The organism is Caulobacter sp. SLTY, from assembly GCF_009905535.1.
Classification (GTDB): Bacteria; Pseudomonadota; Alphaproteobacteria; order Caulobacterales; family Caulobacteraceae; genus Caulobacter.
Map to the genome: position 1 here is coordinate 80,263 of NZ_JAAALA010000004.1, position 16,010 is coordinate 96,272.

The window sequence follows — 16,010 nt, forward strand, 5'->3', positions numbered from 1 at the left end:
CCCTAGACGAGGCGAGGGCTTGGGCCAACGCCGGCCTATCGCGGATCCCGCACGATCCTGAGCCCATGCCCGGCATCCTTGACCACCACCACATCCGCCCTCTCGCGAAGTGGAGCGATATGGTCGCGCAGGTTGGGCAGGTTGATGCCGGCCCAGACGCCCTTGGCGAACTGGATGGCTTGGGGCTCGTCCATGGTCCGGAATTGGGCGTAGAAGCTGGCCGGGTCGTGTTCGGCGGCGCGCCAGAAGACCATGAAGCGCTCCAGGAACCAGGCTTCGAGGTCGGCTTCCTCGGCGTCCAGATAGATCAGCAGATCGAGTTCGGCGCCGCCGAGGCCGAGGCCCTCAAGCAGCAGGATGTCGGGCGTCTCCAAGGTGCGGGCCAGGCTTAAGTCGATGTCGTAGGTGACGTGGCTGTAGCCGGGGAAGACAGCGGGGCCGGATCGCACGGCGCTCAGGGCGGCCGACAGCCCCTCGACATCGTAGCTTTCCGGGAAGCCCTTGCGCAGGCTCAGCCCCCGTTCGGCCAGCACCGCGTTGGGCAGCAGAAAGCCGTCGGTGGAGACGGTCTCGACGCGCAGGGGCGCCAGCACCTCGACCAGGGCCCGCGCCAGGGTGGTCTTCCCTGAAGCGACGGAGCCGGTCAGCCCCACGACCAGCACCGCGCCGGGCCAAGCGGCGGCGTTCAGGCGGGCGGCGAGGTCGGTCAGGCTCATGCGCGGTCCTCGATCATCATGGCCGCGCCCTTCTCGGCCATCATCAGGGTGGGGGAATTGGTGTTGCCCGACACGATGCGCGGCATGGCCGAGGCGTCAATGACCCTCAGGCCTGCAAGGCCACGGACCTTCATTCGCTCGTCGAGCACGGCCATCGGATTGTCGGCGGGGCCCATGGCGGCGGTGCCGACCGGGTGGAAGATGGTGCTGGCCACGGCGCCGGCGCCGGCCAGCAGCTCCTCGTCGCTGCTCAGGTCCGCGCCGGGTCGGTGCTCGACCGGGCGATAGCGGGCCAGGGCCGGCTGGCCGACGATGTGCCTGACCAGGCGCAGGGCCTCGATGGCGACCTGTCGGTCCTCGAGCTCGGCCAAGTAGTTGGGCGCGATACGGGGCGCCGCCTCCGGATCGGGGGAGGCGATGGTTACCGAGCCCCGGCTGGCGGGACGCAGGTTGCAGACGCTGGCGGTGAAGGCGCCGAACGGGTGCAGACCATCGCCCCAGCGGTCCAGCGACAAGGGCTGGAAGTGGAACTGCAGGTTGGGGGTGGCGTAGCGGGCGTCGGACCGGGCGAATAGACCGACCTGGGAGGGCGCCATGGTCAGGGGGCCCCGTCGGCGCAGGACGTAGTCCAGGCCCATCAGCCCCCGCCGGATCAGGTTCGCGTAGTCGGTGTTGAGGGTGCGCACGCCGCTGACCTTGAAAACGGGGCGGATCTGCAGGTGGTCCTGCAGGTTGGCGCCGACGCCGGGGGCGTCATGCACCGGCTCGACGCCGAGGGCCCGGAGGCGGGCCGCGTCGCCGACACCGGAGCGTTGGAGGATGGCCGGCGATCCGATGGCCCCGGCGGCCAGCACCACCTCGCCCCGGGCGGTGGCGGTGAAAGTCTCGCCGCCTCGCCGGAAGCGGACGCCCGTGGCCCGGCGACCGTCAAACAAGACGCGGTCGACGGTGACCCCCGTTTCCAGCCGCAGGTTCGGCCGTTTCCGCGCGGGCTTCAGGAAGGCGGTGGCGGCGCTGACCCGCAGGCCCCGGCGCTGGTTGACCTGGAAGTAGGAGGAGCCGGAATTGTCGCCGGTGTTGAAGTCGTCGACCTTGGGAAAGCCCGCCTGCTCGGCCGCGTCGCGCAGGGCGTCGAGGATGTCCCAGCGGATGCGCGGGTATTCGACCCGCCACTCGCCGCCGGAGCGGTGCAGGGCGCTCGGCGGGGCGACGTGGTCCTCGTGCTTTAGGAAGGCTGGCAGGACCTCGTCCCAGCCCCAGCCGGGCAGGCCCAGCTGGCGCCAGCCGTCATAGTCGGCCGCCTGGCCGCGCATGTAGATCATGGCGTTGATCGCCGAGGAGCCGCCCAGCACCTTGCCACGCGCATAGGCCAGCCGGCGATTGCCCAGGCCCGGCTCCTCGTCGGTCTCGAACATCCAGTCCGACCGCGGATTGCCGATGGCGAACAGATAGCCGGCCGGTATGTGCAGCCAGATCCAGTCGTCCTTGCCGCCGGCCTCGAGGATCAGCACCCGGCGCGACGGATCGGCCGACAGCCGGTTGGCCAGCAGGCACCCCGCCGACCCCGCCCCCACGATGATGTCGTCGAAGACCCCGAGGTCCATCCGCCGCTCCCTTGGCGGTGGGTATAGCTCAGAAACTCTTCGGCATGCCCAGCACGTGCGTGCCGACATGGCTGAGGATCAGGTTCGTGCTGATCGGGGCCACCTGGTAGAGCCGCGTCTCGCGGAACTTGCGCTCGATGTCGTATTCCTCGGCGAAGCCGAAGCCGCCGTGGGTCTGGACGCACATGTCGGCGGCGTACCAGCTGGCCTCGCTGGCCAGCATCTTCGACATGTTGGCCTCGGTCCCGCAGGGGATGCCGGCGTCGAACATGGCAGCGGCCTTGTCGACCATCAGCGAGGCGGCGCTCAGCTGGACATAGGCGCGGGCGATGGGGAACTGGATGCCCTGGTTCTGGCCGATCGGGCGGCCGAACACCTCCCGCTCCTTGGCATAGGCAGACGCGCGGTCGATGAAGAAGCGGCCGTCGCCGATGCACTCGCTGGCGATCAGGATGCGCTCGGCATTCATCCCGTCGAGGATGTACCTGAACCCCTTGCCCTCGGCGCCGACCAGATTCTCGGCCGGGACCTCCAGGTTGTCGAAGAACAGCTCGGTGGTGGCGTGGTTCAGCATGGTGCGGATCGGCCGGATGGTCAGGCCCTTGCCCACCGCCTCGCGCATATCGACCAGCAGCACGCTCATTCCGTCCGACGGCTTGGCGACGTCTTCGCGCGCCGTGGTGCGAACCAGGAGGACCATCAGGTCGCTGTGCTCGGCGCGGGAGATCCAGATCTTCTGGCCGTTGACGATGTACTTGTCGCCCTCGCGCCGGGCAAAAGTGCGCAGGCGGGTGGTGTCGGTCCCGCTGGTCGGCTCGGTCACCCCGAACGCCTGCAGGCGCAGCGCCCCGCTGGCGACGGCGGGCAGGTACTTGGCCTTCTGCTCGGGCGTGCCGTGCCGCAGGATCGTCCCCATGGTGTACATCTGCGCGTGGGCCGCGCCGCCGTTGCATCCCGATCGGTGGACCTCCTCCAGCACCGCCGTGGCGGCCGACAGGCCCAGGCCCGAGCCGCCGTATTCCTCGGGGATCAGCACCGACAGAAAGCCGGCCTCGGTCAGGGTGCGCACGAATTCGGTCGGATAGATCCTGTCCCGGTCCAGGGCCCGCCAGTACTCGCCCGGAAAGCCGGCGCACAGCTTGCGGACCGCCTCGCGGATCTCGGGGTGGGAGGCTTCGGCGTTCATGGCGGTCATCCTGTTGTCCGCCCGACCTAGACCGCCGGGCTCATGCCGTCCAAAATAGATTGCGGCCTTCACCTATCCCAAAAACTGATGACCCTCGCCCAGCTCGCCTATTTCGTACGCATTGCCGAGCTGCAGAGCCTGTCGAAGGCGGCCGCCGTGGTGCGAGTGGCCCAGCCGGCCCTTTCGCGGCAGGTGCGCAACCTGGAGCAGGAGCTGGGGACGCCGCTGCTGATCCGCCACGCCTGGGGCGTGGCCCTGACCCCCGCCGGCGAACTCCTGCTCACCCGCGCCCGGCGGCTGCTGGCCGACGCCGACGGCATCCGCGATGCGGTCGAGGCACTGGCCGCCGAGCCGACCGGTCGCATCGCGCTGGGCGTGCCCAGCTCCATCGCCCCCCAGCTGCTGCCACCCCTGGCCGAGCGGCTCAGCCGGCGCTACCCGCGCCTGCGGCCGCATTTCGTCGACGGCTTCTCCGCCACCCTGCACGCCCGCACCCTGGCCGGCGACCTGGACCTGGCCATCCTCTACGAGGACCGCGCCATCGGCCCTCTGGCGGTCGCCCCGCTGATCGCCGAGACCCTTATGCTGATCGGGCCGGTGGGGGTGGAGGTCGATCCGGCCCGGGCGCTGGCCGAGCATCCGCTGGTCCTGCCGGCGAGGCCGAACCGACTACGACTGATTGTTGACGCCATCCTGCCGCCACTTGCTGCCGAATCGGCGGTCATCCTGGAGGTGGATTCAGTACCGGCCATCCTAGGCATCGTCGCCCGCGACCGTCGCTTCACCGTGCTGCCCTACTCGGCGGTGGCGGACGAGGTGGAGCGCGGGATGGTCCAGGCGTGGGACCTGAAGGCCGCCAAGGCGCGCCGCACCCTGTTGCTTGGCCGCCCGCTCGGCCGGCAGGTCACCGCCGCGGTCGGGGCGGTGGAGCAGGAGGTGCGGGCGGTGGTCGCCGAGCTGGCGCCGCGCCTGCGCTGGACGCCGCTGTCGCCGGTCTGACGCCATATCTTTTCGGCATGAAGGCAGGGCCATCTATGTCTTGGACGTGTGATTGACGCGGACGTAGCCTTCCGTTCCCGTAAACCTGACAGCCATCTTGGGAGGATCCCGCCATGAGCCGCACCACATCCTGGCGGATCGATAAGAGCATGATCCAGGTTTGCCTGGCGCTCGCGCTGACCCCCCGCGCCGTGCGCTTCTATGAACAGCGCGGCCTGCTCTGCCCCGAGCGGGACGCCCAGGGCCGTCGCCGCTATGGCCCGGACGCCATGGCCCGGCTCGAGATCATCGCCCGGGCCCGCCGCGCCGGCCTGTCGCTGGACAACATCGGCGCCATCCTGGCCGCCGGCGACCGAGACGGGGCCGCCGCCCGCGACGCCCTGATGGCCGACCTCTGCGCCGATCGTCTGCGGGAGCTGGACGCGGAGCGGGCCGAACTGTTGAGCATCGTCGGCGGGCTTAGCCGGCCAAGCATCGCGGCCTGACCTATCCCTCCATCAGCAGCACGACCTTGACGCACTCGCCGCGATGCTGGGCGGCGATGGCTTCGTTGATCTGGCTGAAGGGGAAGGTGGTGATCATCCGGTCGAAGGGCAGGGCGCCGCGCCGGTAGTGCTCCATTAGCTCGGGCAGGAAGACGTCCGGGTCGCTGTCGCCCTCGATGATGCCCTTCACCGTCTGGCCGAAGGTCATCACCGTGTTGATCTCGCCGGGCAGGGGTGTGCCGGGCGGGGCGATTCCGACGATGCCGAACACCCCCTTGGACCCCAGCGCGCCCATCACCGCGGCCTGCACGGCCGGGACGCCGGAGGTGTCGAAGGCATAGTCGACGCCCTTGGGCGCAATGGCGCGGACGGCGGTCGCGAGATCGGCCTGCGTCGTGGGATCGATGACGTGGGTGGCGCCGAATTCCGTGGCAAGCTCACGTCGGCTCTGGTGCGGCTCGACCAGGATGATGGTCGAACAGCCCTGGATCTTCGCCCCCATCACGGCGCTCAGGCCCACCGGCCCGCCGCCGGTGATCAGCAGGCTTGAGCCCGCCTCGCAGGCCAGCGACCGCATGATCCCGCCCGCGCCCGTCTGGATGCCGCAGCCCAACGGGCCGAACAGTTCCAGCGGCAGGTCGTCCGGCACTTTGACCACGTTGCGCTCGTAGGTCAGGGCATGGGCGCCGAAGGACGACTGGCCGAAGAAGTTGCTGCCGACCGGCTGTTCGCCATCGGCCAGGGCCTTGCTGCCGTCGGTGCGCATGCCGGCGTAGTTGAGCAGCGGCATGGTCTCGCAATAGGCCGCGTCGCCCCGGTCACAGCGCGAGCAGTGGCCGCAGGAGCGGAAGGTGATGGCCACCCGGTCGCCGGGCGCCACCTTGGTCACCGCCGACCCGACCTTCTCGACGATGCCCGCCCCCTCGTGGCCCAGCACGGCGGGCGCCGCGATCATCCCCGCGTCCTTGAACACCAGGTCGGTATGGCAGACGCCCACCCCGACGATCCGAACCAGAATCTCGTCGGCGCGCGGCTCGTCCAGGCGCAGGGTGCGGAAGGCGAACGGTTCGCCGGGGCCAGTCGTCACGGCGGCCAGGATGTCCATCGGCGATCTCTCCACTTGAGGGTTCGCTCGCCACTCTCAGCGCGCCGCCCAGTCCGTCAACAGCGCTTGAAAGGCTGACGTCGGGGCCGTGGGGCCAAGCGCGTTGGTGTTTTTGTCGGGCGGGAGATTATTTGGCCCGACCATCAGGATTCCTCGACCCGGGCCCGGCTTGCGGCTTTGCCCGAAATAGCCACATGGCTGGTTGCACTTCGCCGAGGAACTATCCATGCCCAGCCTGTTCGACCCCCTTCGCCTTGGCGATCTGGATCTGCCCAACCGGGTGATCATGGCGCCGCTGACCCGGCTGCGGGCCGGCGAGACCCACATCCCCAACCAACTCATGGCCGACTACTACGTCCAGCGCGCCTCGGCCGGCCTGATCCTCACCGAGGCCACGCCGGTGACGCCGCAGGGCGTCGGCTACCAGGGCGTGCCGGGGATCTGGAACAGCGACCATGTCGAGGGCTGGAAGGGCGTGACCCGCGCCGTGCATGAGGCCGGCGGGCGGATCTTCATGCAGCTCTGGCACGTCGGCCGCATCTCCGACCCGATCTTCCATGACGGCGGCCTGCCGGTCGCGCCCAGCGCCATCGCCCCGAAGGGCCAGGTCAGCCTGCTGCGGCCGCAGCGCGACTATGTCACCCCCCGCGCGCTGGAGCGGGACGAGATCCCCGGCGTCATCGAGGCCTTCCGCCAGGGCGCGGAGTTCGCCCAGGCCGCTGGCTTCGACGGGGTCGAGCTGCACGGCGCCAATGGCTACCTGCTCGACCAGTTCCTGCAGGACGGCTCCAATAAGCGCACCGACGACTATGGCGGCCCGATCGAGAACCGCGCCCGCCTGCTGCTCGAGGCGACCGACGCGACCATCTCCGTCTGGGGCGCCGACCGGGTGGGCATGCACCTGGCCCCCCGCGCCGACTCCCACGACATGGGCGACAGCGACCTGGCCGGGACCTTCGGCTATGTGGTCGACCAGCTCGACAAGCGGAACCTCGCCTTCATCGCCGCGCGTGAGTACCAGGCCCCCGACAGCCTGGGGCCGCAGCTGCGCAAGCGGTTCAGGGGCGTCTACATCGCCAACGAGGGGTTCACCGGGGCGAGCGCCCAGGCGGCGCTGGACGCCGGGATCGCCGACGCGGTGGCCTTTGGCAAGGACTTCATCTCCAACCCCGACCTGCCGCTGCGGCTGAAGACCGGCGCGCCGCTGAACGCCCTGGTTCCTCAGACCATCTACGCCTCCGACGCCACCGGCTACACCGACTATCCGGCGCTGGAGGACACCCACGTCGAAGCCTAGGACAGACCGGGGTCCGGCGCCGGCCTGTCGGATCGGTGATTGAACCGGCGGCCGGCCCGGGGGTTGAGCCCCTATGGCAAACACCTCGCTTCTTCCCTCCGCCCTGATCGGCGCTGTCGCCAGCGCCCGTTCGATGACCCCCATGGCCGCCATCGCGACCGCCCGCCTCGCGGGCGAGCGAACGCCGGGCAGGCTGTTCCTGCTTGACCATCCGATGTTCAGGTTCGGCGCGCTGGCCATGGGCGTGGGCGAGCTGTTCGGAGACAAGATGAAGTCCGCGCCGGACCGCACCGTGCCGCTGGGCCTTCTGGCGCGGGTGATGAGCGCGGGGATCGCCGGGGCGGCCCTGGCCCCGCGCGGTCGGGAAAAGTCCGGCGCGGCGCTGGCCGTCGCCACGGCGGTGCCGCTCGCCTACCTGACCCTGGCTGGACGCAAGCGGGCCATCGCCCATGTCGGGCAGACCCGCAGCGGCCTGGTCGAGGACGCCCTTATCGCCGCCGCTGGGGCCGCGGTCGTGGCGCTGGCCATGCGTCGGCGATAGCCGGGGAACTTCAGCTCGAAAGAGCCCCTCTGAGCAGGGCGGCGAGACCATCGACCTGCGGGGGTTCGATCATCGTGTCGTGGTCGCCGGCCGCCCAGACCACCTTCAGGTTTGGGGCGACACCGCGAAACGCCGCCGTGGCGTCGAAGTCGACCGGGGCCGGCACGCGGGGGCGGACGAACAGCAACGGCCCGCCATAGCGGCCGGGACGATAGCGTGTGGTCGCCGCCAGGATGCCGTCGCGCACCGCCTGCAGGCGCGGCGGGAACTCATGCTCCGGCGCCGGCGTCGGGTCAGGATTACCGGCCAACGCGCGCAGGCGGGCAGCGACGTAGCTGATGGCGCCGGCCGGGCCGACTCTGGCCATCCGCCGGGCGTGGTGGGCCAGGCGGATGCCGAGCAGCCGGACGCGTTCGGCCAGGGGCAGCATGCCCTTGTCGACATGGCTGTCGAGCAGCACCAACAGGGCGACGGTCTCGCCATCCGCCTCCAGCTTGCGGGCCATCTCGTAGGCGACAAGACCGCCAAAGGAGAAGCCGCAGAGGTGATAGGGACCCCGCGGCTGGCGGCCGCGGAGCAGGGCCAGATAGTCCTCAGCCATGGCCTCGACCTCGGCGAGCGGCGTCTCGCCGGCCTCCAGTCCCCGGGCCTGGATGCCGATCACCGGCCTTGGGCTGCGCAGGGCGCGGGCCAGGCCGTGGAGCTGCAGCACATTGCCGGTCATGCTGTGGACGATGAACAGGGGATCGCCATGGCCGGCGGCCATCGGCGCCAGTCGGGCGGAGGCGGTCCAAGCCGGGTCGTCGATGGCGTCGGCCAGGGCTCGCGCGGTCGGGGCATGCAGCAGGGCGGCCATCGGCAGTGACCGTCCGGTCCGCCGGCGCACGGCCGCGAGCACCCGCGCCGCCATCAGCGAATGGCCGCCCAGATCGAAGAAGTTGTCGTCCGGCCCGGCCGGGGGGGTCGGCAGCAGGCCGGCCCACAGCCGCATCAGCCAGTCCAGGGTCGCCTCGCCGGCCACCTCGGTCAGGCCGGTTCCGCCGGGCGCGGCCTTGGCGATGGCCTCCAGGCACTCGGGATTGCGCAGGGCGCCGAGATTGGCCACCGGCCGGCCGTTCAGGGCGTCGGCGGCGGCGGCCTCCGACAGCTTGCCGCTGTGGGTGGTCGGCAGGCCGGCGACCGCGATGATGCGGTCGGGGCTGTGGCTCTGGCCGGCGGCGGCGATCAGGGTGCGGCGGATGCGGGTCTCCAGCGCCGCGTCCAGGTCGGCCCCCGGCGCCAGAACGACCAGCAGCACCATGGCCTCGTCGCCGGCCTCCTCGCCCGACTGTTCGATGGCCAGGGCCTGCATCACTTCCGGGACGGCGGCCAGGGCGGCATAGATCTCCGCCGGGCCGACCCGCACTCCTCGGATGTTCAACACCCCGTCCAGCCGGCCGCGCATGATCACCCCGCCGCGCGGGGTGATCTCGATGCGGTCGCCATGGCTCCACACCCCGGGGCGGCGGGCGAAATAGGCGTCGTGGAAGCGCCGCCCGTCCGGGTCGGCCAGCAGGCGCAGGGGGCGGGAGGGAAAGGCGTTGGCGCAGACAAGTTCGCCGTCCTCGGCCTGGCGGACGTCGAGGCCGAGGCTCCGGCATTGCGCCTCGCCCGGCCAGACGGGCAGGTTGGGATTGCCCAGCACGAAACAGCCGATCATGTCGGACCCGCCGCTGATCGACTGGACGGGGATGTCCGCCGCCGCCTCCCGCACCCAAAGCGCCTGGTCGGGCTGCAGCACAGATCCGGTGGACAGCAGGGCGCGCAGGACCGACAGGTCGTGCGACGCTCCCGGCCGATAGCCCAGCGAGGCGCAGAGCCGCAGGTAGGGCGGGCTGGCTCCGAAGACGGTGACCGCCTCGGTCTCGACGATCCGCCACAGGGTCTCCGGCCCCTCGACCGGGCCGTCGTACAAGACGATCTGGCTGCCGCAGGCCAGGGCCGACAACTGCCAGTGCCACATCATCCAGGCCGGCGAGGTCTGGAAGAACAGACGGTCGCCGGCCGTCAGGTCGCCGTGCAGCCGGTGTTCCTTCAGATGCTCCAGCAGGGTCCCGCCGGCGCCGTGCACGAAGCCCTTAGGCCGGCCGGTGGTGCCCGAGGAGAACAGCACGAACAGAGGGTGGTTGAAGGGCAGCCGGGGCCAGGCGGTCAGGGGCGGCGCCTTGATGTCGGCCGTCCGGTGCAGGGGAATATCGATGGCCGGCGCCGGTCCCTGGTCGAGCGCAACCACCGCTTCCAGGGTCGGCAGCAGGCGGGCGAGCTCGGCCAACCGGTCGGCCGGGGTCGGGCCTGTGTCCCAGGGCCGGGGTTCCAGCACGGTCAGCAGCAGGCGGGGCTCCAGGTCGACCAATCGGGCGGCCAGCATGGCGGCGCCCATGTCCGGGGCGGCGGTGGCCAGCACCCCGCCGCAGGCCGCCACCGCCAGGGCCGCGACCACCGCCTCGGCGTCATTGCGCAGCACGGCGGCGACCCCATCGCCGGGTTTGAGGCCGAGCGCCGTCAGCCCCCCGGCCAGCCGCTCGACCCGCGCGCGCAGTTCGCCGCGCGTCAGGATCGTGGTCTCGCCGCCGGCCCGCACCGATCTCAGAACCACCGTCTCCGAGGATCCGCGCAGCAGGGCTTCGGCATAGTTCAGGCGCAGGTTGGGAAAGAACCGCGCGGTCTCGATATCGTCGCCCGCGATCGCCGGCGCCGCCTCGCCCTCGACCGGCAGGTCCAGCCAGTCCAGCAGGGCGGTCCAGAAGTCGGCGTTACGGTCGATGGCCAGTTGTTCGAGGGCGGCAGGGTCGGGCGCCCCCAGCCGGCGGCAAAAGACGGTCAGCTGCGAGGCGGCGATGCGCTCGGGTGTCGGGGTGAACAGGGGCTGGCCGACGGCCGCCGCGCCGCTACCATGCCGGGCCTTTTCGTCCGGATCCAAGACCATAGCCGACACCGCCTACCTCGACCCCGCCCGCATCGCCGACGCTCTGGCCGCCGGCCGGCTGGTCGTCGGCTGGCGGGCCGATGGGGCGAGCGGCGCGGCGCGGCGGTTGCTGGCCGATCTTTTGGCGCCGCAGGGCTGGCCCGGCGACCTGGCCCATGACGGCCTCGGCGCTCCGGTCAGCCCCTGGCTGGCGGAACGGGGTGTGGCCGTCAGCCTGTCGTCCAGCGGCGGGATGGCCGCCTGCGCCCTGCTGAAGGATGGCTGGGTTGGGGTCGATGTCGAGGCGGTTGAGGCGGGCGTCGACATGGTGGGGGTGGCCGATGACCGGTTCGACCCGGCCTGCGCCGCCTGGATTGAGGGGGCCTCGGCGGACGAACGGCCTGACCGGTTCTTCCGCAGTTGGACCCTGCTGGAGGCGGCGCTGAAGGCCTTGGGGACCGGCTTTTTGGTTGAGCCAGCCGGGCTGAAACTGTTGCCGTCCGGCCTAGCCGGGGGCGAGCCGCCGGGAATGGCCTGGAGCGTCGCCCAGCCCGACTGCGGACCCGGCTGGCGGCTGTCGGCCGTGGCCCTGTCGGCGGCGAGGCCGGCGCTGATGGCCGGGCCGGTCATCGATTGAAGGCCTGCGCCATCGCCTGCCAGGCCGGTTTGCGGGCGAGGGCGCGGTCGAAGGGCAGGGGGCGGACGGGCTGGCCGTCGGCGCGGGGGAACATGTCGGTCTTGGAGGTGTAGCGGTCGGTGAGGCCCCAGGTGGTGACCGCCTTCACCGCCGGCTCGTCCAGCACGCAATCAAGGAAGGCGCGATAGATGGCCGCCACCGTCTCGTCCCGCTGGCGAACATCGCCGGGGGTGTTCTGGTCGTTGACGTCCAGCTCGGTGATATGGATTTCGAGCCCCAGCCTGGCCACCTCGCCGAGGAAGGCGCGGAAGTCCCGCCCGAAGGCCGGCCGCCGGTCGCCCAGCAGATGGCCCTGGATGCCCAGGCCATGGATCGGCACGCCGCGCCGCCGCAGGCCGGCCAGCAGGGTCAGCATCGTGCCACGCTTCTCCACCATCCAGCGCTCATCGTCATACTCCAGGCCATAGTCCGACAGCAGCAGCACGGCGGCTGGATCGGCTTGGTGGGCTGCTTCGAAGGCCATGGCGATGTAGTCGGGACCGAGCGTCTCCAGCCAGCGCGAGCGTCGCAGGCCGTCGGGGCGGCGGTCGTTGCGCTCGACCGCCTCGTTGACCACGTCCCAGGAGGCGATGCGTCCGGCATAGCGGCCCACCACCCCGTCGATGTGTTCGCGCAGGATCTCCTCTGCCGCGACCGGGCGCAGTTCGTGCGACAGCCAGGCGGGGTTAGCCTCGTGCCAGAGCAGGGCGTGGCCGTGGACGGCCAGGCGGTTGCGCTCGGCGAAGGCCATGATGCGGTCGGCGGGGCCGAAGTCGAAGGCCCGAGGGCGGGGCCGCAGGACGTTCCACTTCAGGTGATTTTCCGGGGTCAGGCCGGCACATTCGGCGGCCACCAGGGCCGCGAAGGCGCGGTCGTTCTCCAGGGTCTGGGGCTCGGCCGCCGCGCCGAAGCGCACCCCGCGCCGGGCGGCAAGCGAGGCCAGCCCGTCCGGCTCCCGCGCCGCGCAGGCGCCGGCCAGGGCCGCGAGGCCGCCGCCGAGGGCCAGCCGTCGCGAGACCCCGATCATTCGGCGGCCTCGCCCAGCAGGGCCTGCGCCGCCTGCAGGCTTTCGGGGATGCCGATGTCGATGAAGGCGCCGTCGAAACTCTGTCCGCCGAGTCGCCCTTCGCGGGCCAGGCGCGGCAGCACCTCGGACTCGAGCGAGGCGACGCCCTCGACGCCATCCAGCGCCTGGCGGCGCAGGCGGTAGACGCCGCCGTTGATCAGGCCCTCGGCCAGGTCCGGCTGGCGCGGGCGGATTTCGCGGACCCATCCGCCGTCCAGCACGATGGTCTCATAGCGATCGGCCGGGGCGACTTGGCGCAGGGCCAGGGCGGCGTCGGCGGAGCCGAGGGTCAGGCCGCTCCAGTCGAAGTCGAACCAGGTGTCGCCGTTGACCAGCAGGAAGTCGCTCGCCAGCCGGCCGCGCGCATGGGCCAGGGCGCCGGCGGTGCCGAGCGGCGCCGGCTCGCGGGCCACGGCGATCTCGACGCCCAGCCAAGCGGCGACCGCGGCCTCGCTGAGCCAGGTCTCGATGACCTCGGCCCGATGGCCGGCCAGAAGCAGCACCTCGCGGAATCCGTGACGCGCCGCCTTGGCCAGCAGGTATTCCAGGAACGGCCGGCCGGCCACCTCGAGCATCGGCTTTGGGGTCAGGCGCGCGGCCTCGCCCAGGCGTGTGCCCAGCCCTCCGACCAGGATGACGCATTGGCTCATGGACCCACCCGCCAGGCTTCGGCCCCATCGTAGGTGAATTTCACGGCGCTGGCCTGGCCCCCGGCCTCGTTGAGCGCGGAGGTCAGCCGGTAGCGGTTCTCCGGGTCGGTGACGAACATCAGGAAGCCGCCGCCGCCGGCGCCGGAGACCTTGCCGCCCCAGGCGCCCTGGGCCATCGCCAGTTGGAACAGTTGGTCGACGACCGGGGTGGCGATGCCGCTGGCGGTCATCTTCTTGGCCTCCCAGGACCGCAACAGGATCCGGCCGATCTGGCGCATGTCGCCGGCCAGCAGGGCGTCCTTCATGGCGTGGGCGTCCGCCTTCAGGCGGTGCATGCTCTCCAGCACTTCCGGTTGGGCCTCCGACAGGCCGGTGACCTGCTGGCTGATGATCTCGGCCGACTGGCGCGACTGGCCCGAGAAGCAGATGACCAACGCCGATTCCAGCTCGTTCAGATAGTCACGGCGCACCCGCAGGGGGTTCACCACCACCCGATCATCGGCCAGGAACTCGATGAAATTCATGCCCCCGAAGGCGGCCGCGTACTGGTCCTGCCGACCGCCGGCCAGCCCCAGGTCCTGGCGCTCGATCTGCCAGGCCAGCCGGGCGACATCATAGGGACCCATCTGCAGGTCCAGGGCGGCGCGGAAAGCCTCTACCAGGGCCACGACCAGGGCAGAGGAGGAGCCCAGGCCCGATCCCGGCGGGGCGTCGGTGGTCGTGGAGACGATCATCGGCGGCTGCTCGCCACCCAGCCAGGTCCGGGTCATGTGTCGGTAAACCGCCTTGTGCAGCATCAGCGGGCCGTTGGAGGCCATGGTCTCGCCGGTGCGATAGCGCTCCTCGGCGCGGATGTCGCTGGCGCGAAAGGCGATGCCGCCCTCGGGGTCCTCGCTGATGTGGGCGAAGGCGAAGCGGTCGATGGTGGCGTTGAGCACCGCGCCGCCGAAGCGGTCGCAATAGGGCGACAGGTCGGTGCCGCCTCCGGCCAGGCCCAGGCGCAGGGGGGCGCGGGCCCGCACCCCCGCCCGGGTCAGGGTCGCCATGCGGGTCAGGGGCGCAGCCTCGCTCACGCGGCGACAAGCTCCGACCGGGCGGCTTGCCGGCCGCCGACCACGCGGGAGCCCTGCGGATCGATGTCGTAGTGCAGGCGGGGCATGTTCTGCGAGGCCATCCAGGCCTCCAGCGCCTGGCCGTCGGTCGGGCAGTAGAGCATCAGGAAGCCGCCGCCGCCGGCGCCGATCACCTTGCCGCCGCTGACGCTGAACTCAGCCTTAACGTGGTCGTAAAGCTGGTCGATGTGAGGCCAGCTGATCTGGCTGGAGAGCTGTTTCTTGTGGCGCCAGTGCTCGTCCAGCATCCGGCCCCAGGCGTCGCGGTCGCCGGCAATCCAGGCGTCGCGGATGCGGTAGCCGAGGTCGCGGATGTAATCCAGGCTGTCGCCCACCCGGTTGCGCTCGGGCGAGGCGGTGGTCTGCATCGCGGTGTTCTGGTCGGCCAGGATCACCGCCGCATCCCGGCGCAGGCCGGTGTAGTAGATGTGGGTGTGGCGGATGAAGGCGGCCTGGACGTCCGGCGCGATCTCGACCCGTCCGACCTTCACCTGGCCGTCGGGGGCGATGTCCAGCGTGGTCAGGCCCCCGAAGGCGGCCATATACTGATCCTGCTTGCCGATGCCCTTCTGCAGGGTCTCGATCTCCAGGCGGCAGGCTTCCTCGGCCAGGTCCTGCGGGTCGGGGCGGTGGCCCTTGATGGCATGCAGGGCGTTCAGAAAGCCGACCAGGAAGCTGCTCGAGGAGCCCAGTCCGGTGCCGCCGGCGATGTCGGCCAGGGAGGCGGCCTCCATCCGGTCGTCCATGCCATGGGCGATCAGGGCGGCGCGGACCAGCTCATGCTTGACGTCCTCGGCCCGGGGCGAGACCTCTGGCTGGGGGCCGTAGAGCACCACACGGTCGTCGAATGCCGGCCGGTGGGCGGTGATGTGGATGTGTTTGTCCAGGCCCATGGCGAAGATGAAGCCGCCGCTGTTGCGGTAGTAGCTCTGCAGGTCCGTCCCCCCGCCGCCGAGGGTGACCCGCAAGGGGGTGACGGTCGAGATCATGGACTTAGGCCGCCGCCGTGGCTTGAGGCTGCGCGGGGGCGATCTGCTCCCAGTGGCCCTTGCTCAGGGCCAGGGCCGGATGGCTGACCAGCAGGTGCCAGACCACGGCCGCCAGGCCTTCGACGATGGGGGTGATCAGCTGGGCGTCAACAGTGGGGATGACCACGCAGGCGTCGGCCGCCTGGGCCGTGAAGCCGCCGTTGCGGCCGACGATGCCGGTCACCGAGGCCCCGACCTGTTTGGCGTATTCGATGGCGCGGACGATGTTGGCGCTGACCGGCGGCTCCAGGCTGCCGCCGCCGACCGAGAAGATCAGCAGGCCGTCCTCGGGCTTCAGGCGGCTGGACGCGAGCCAGGTCGAGAAGACGCCTTCCCAGCCCTCGTCGTTGATGCGGGCGGTCAGTTCCGAGACGTTGTCGGTCGGGCAGTAGGCCTCGAAGCCGCAGATCTTGCGGAAGTCGTTGGTGGCGTGGCTGGCGTGGCCGGCGCTGCCGCCGACACCGATGATGAACAGTCGCCCGCCGGTGTCGCGCACCTTGGCAAGGGTGCTGGCGACAGCCTCGACCGCGTCCCGGTCGATGGCGGCGAGGGCGCGGGTGGCGGCGTCGAAGAAGTGGTCGGTGAACATGGCAGGGGGGTT

At 71.0% G+C, this 16,010-nt stretch carries 15 protein-coding genes; 5 read left to right on the forward strand and 10 right to left on the reverse strand.

Annotation, left to right across the window (positions count from 1 at the left end):
- Positions 1-35 precede the first annotated feature (35 nt).
- The 3 genes from GVN21_RS03400 to GVN21_RS03410 are packed head-to-tail and all read right to left on the reverse strand — an operon-like array spanning position 36 to position 3,506.
- Positions 36-716 carry a type I pantothenate kinase gene (locus GVN21_RS03400; protein ID WP_166573304.1) on the reverse strand — a complete coding sequence of 227 codons (681 nt, stop codon included), beginning with the start codon at positions 714-716 and terminating at the stop codon, positions 36-38.
- Positions 713-2,320 (reverse strand): GMC family oxidoreductase N-terminal domain-containing protein, encoded by a 1,608-nt coding sequence (locus tag GVN21_RS03405; RefSeq protein ID WP_166573305.1) that lies wholly within the window; start codon positions 2,318-2,320, stop codon positions 713-715. Before GVN21_RS03405 ends, GVN21_RS03400 begins: the two co-directional genes overlap by 4 nt.
- 28 nt (positions 2,321-2,348) lie before the next feature.
- Positions 2,349-3,506 carry an acyl-CoA dehydrogenase family protein gene (locus tag GVN21_RS03410; protein WP_166573306.1) on the reverse strand — a complete coding sequence of 386 codons (1,158 nt, stop codon included), beginning with the start codon at positions 3,504-3,506 and terminating at the stop codon, positions 2,349-2,351.
- Positions 3,507-3,593: 87 nt separating this feature from the next.
- Between GVN21_RS03410 and GVN21_RS03415 the strand changes: the two genes are divergently transcribed.
- Positions 3,594-4,505: a LysR family transcriptional regulator gene (locus GVN21_RS03415; RefSeq protein ID WP_166573307.1), complete on the forward strand. Its 912-nt coding sequence runs from the start codon at positions 3,594-3,596 to the stop codon at positions 4,503-4,505.
- Positions 4,506-4,618: 113 nt separating this feature from the next.
- Positions 4,619-4,990 (forward strand): MerR family transcriptional regulator, encoded by a 372-nt coding sequence (locus tag GVN21_RS03420; protein ID WP_166573308.1) that lies wholly within the window; start codon positions 4,619-4,621, stop codon positions 4,988-4,990.
- Position 4,991: 1 nt separating this feature from the next.
- On the opposite strand, the gene GVN21_RS03425 is transcribed toward GVN21_RS03420, so the two are convergent.
- Positions 4,992-6,095 (reverse strand): NAD(P)-dependent alcohol dehydrogenase, encoded by a 1,104-nt coding sequence (locus GVN21_RS03425; protein WP_166573309.1) that lies wholly within the window; start codon positions 6,093-6,095, stop codon positions 4,992-4,994.
- 226 nt (positions 6,096-6,321) lie between these two features.
- Between GVN21_RS03425 and GVN21_RS03430 the strand changes: the two genes are divergently transcribed.
- Both GVN21_RS03430 and GVN21_RS03435 read left to right on the forward strand, forming a co-directional pair.
- On the forward strand, positions 6,322-7,392 hold the full coding sequence (locus GVN21_RS03430; protein ID WP_166573310.1) for an alkene reductase: 1,071 nt from the start codon (positions 6,322-6,324) through the stop codon (positions 7,390-7,392).
- A 73-nt stretch (positions 7,393-7,465) separates the two neighbouring features.
- The gene (locus tag GVN21_RS03435) at positions 7,466-7,933 is read left to right on the forward strand and encodes a hypothetical protein (RefSeq protein WP_166573311.1); all 468 of its coding nucleotides are present in this window, start codon (positions 7,466-7,468) and stop codon (positions 7,931-7,933) included.
- A 10-nt stretch (positions 7,934-7,943) separates the two neighbouring features.
- On the opposite strand, the gene GVN21_RS03440 is transcribed toward GVN21_RS03435, so the two are convergent.
- On the reverse strand, positions 7,944-10,892 hold the full coding sequence (locus GVN21_RS03440; protein WP_166573312.1) for an acetoacetate--CoA ligase: 2,949 nt from the start codon (positions 10,890-10,892) through the stop codon (positions 7,944-7,946).
- Here GVN21_RS03440 and GVN21_RS21300 point away from each other — a divergent pair.
- Positions 10,828-11,514, forward strand: a complete 687-nt coding sequence (locus GVN21_RS21300; RefSeq protein WP_166573313.1) for a 4'-phosphopantetheinyl transferase superfamily protein — start codon at positions 10,828-10,830, stop codon at positions 11,512-11,514. The genes GVN21_RS03440 and GVN21_RS21300 overlap by 65 nt on opposite strands.
- On the opposite strand, the gene GVN21_RS03450 is transcribed toward GVN21_RS21300, so the two are convergent.
- Genes GVN21_RS03450 through GVN21_RS03470 form a run of 5 tightly spaced genes read right to left on the reverse strand, consistent with a single transcriptional unit; the run spans position 11,504 to position 15,998 of the window.
- Positions 11,504-12,580: an endo-1,4-beta-xylanase gene (locus GVN21_RS03450; RefSeq protein ID WP_166573314.1), complete on the reverse strand. Its 1,077-nt coding sequence runs from the start codon at positions 12,578-12,580 to the stop codon at positions 11,504-11,506. The two genes, GVN21_RS21300 and GVN21_RS03450, sit on opposite strands and share 11 nt — an antisense overlap.
- Complete coding sequence (locus GVN21_RS03455; RefSeq protein ID WP_166573315.1) at positions 12,577-13,269, reverse strand: sugar phosphate nucleotidyltransferase; 693 nt, start codon at positions 13,267-13,269, stop codon at positions 12,577-12,579. Before GVN21_RS03455 ends, GVN21_RS03450 begins: the two co-directional genes overlap by 4 nt.
- Positions 13,266-14,342, reverse strand: coding sequence for a dehydrogenase (locus GVN21_RS03460; protein WP_205689905.1), 1,077 nt, complete (start codon positions 14,340-14,342; stop codon positions 13,266-13,268). Before GVN21_RS03460 ends, GVN21_RS03455 begins: the two co-directional genes overlap by 4 nt.
- Positions 14,339-15,370, reverse strand: a complete 1,032-nt coding sequence (locus GVN21_RS03465) for a galactokinase (RefSeq protein WP_166573316.1) — start codon at positions 15,368-15,370, stop codon at positions 14,339-14,341. The genes GVN21_RS03460 and GVN21_RS03465 overlap by 4 nt, the downstream gene beginning before the upstream one ends.
- A 4-nt stretch (positions 15,371-15,374) precedes the next feature.
- Positions 15,375-15,998, reverse strand: coding sequence for an SIS domain-containing protein (locus tag GVN21_RS03470; protein ID WP_166573317.1), 624 nt, complete (start codon positions 15,996-15,998; stop codon positions 15,375-15,377).
- Between the last annotated feature and the right edge of the window lie 12 nt (positions 15,999-16,010).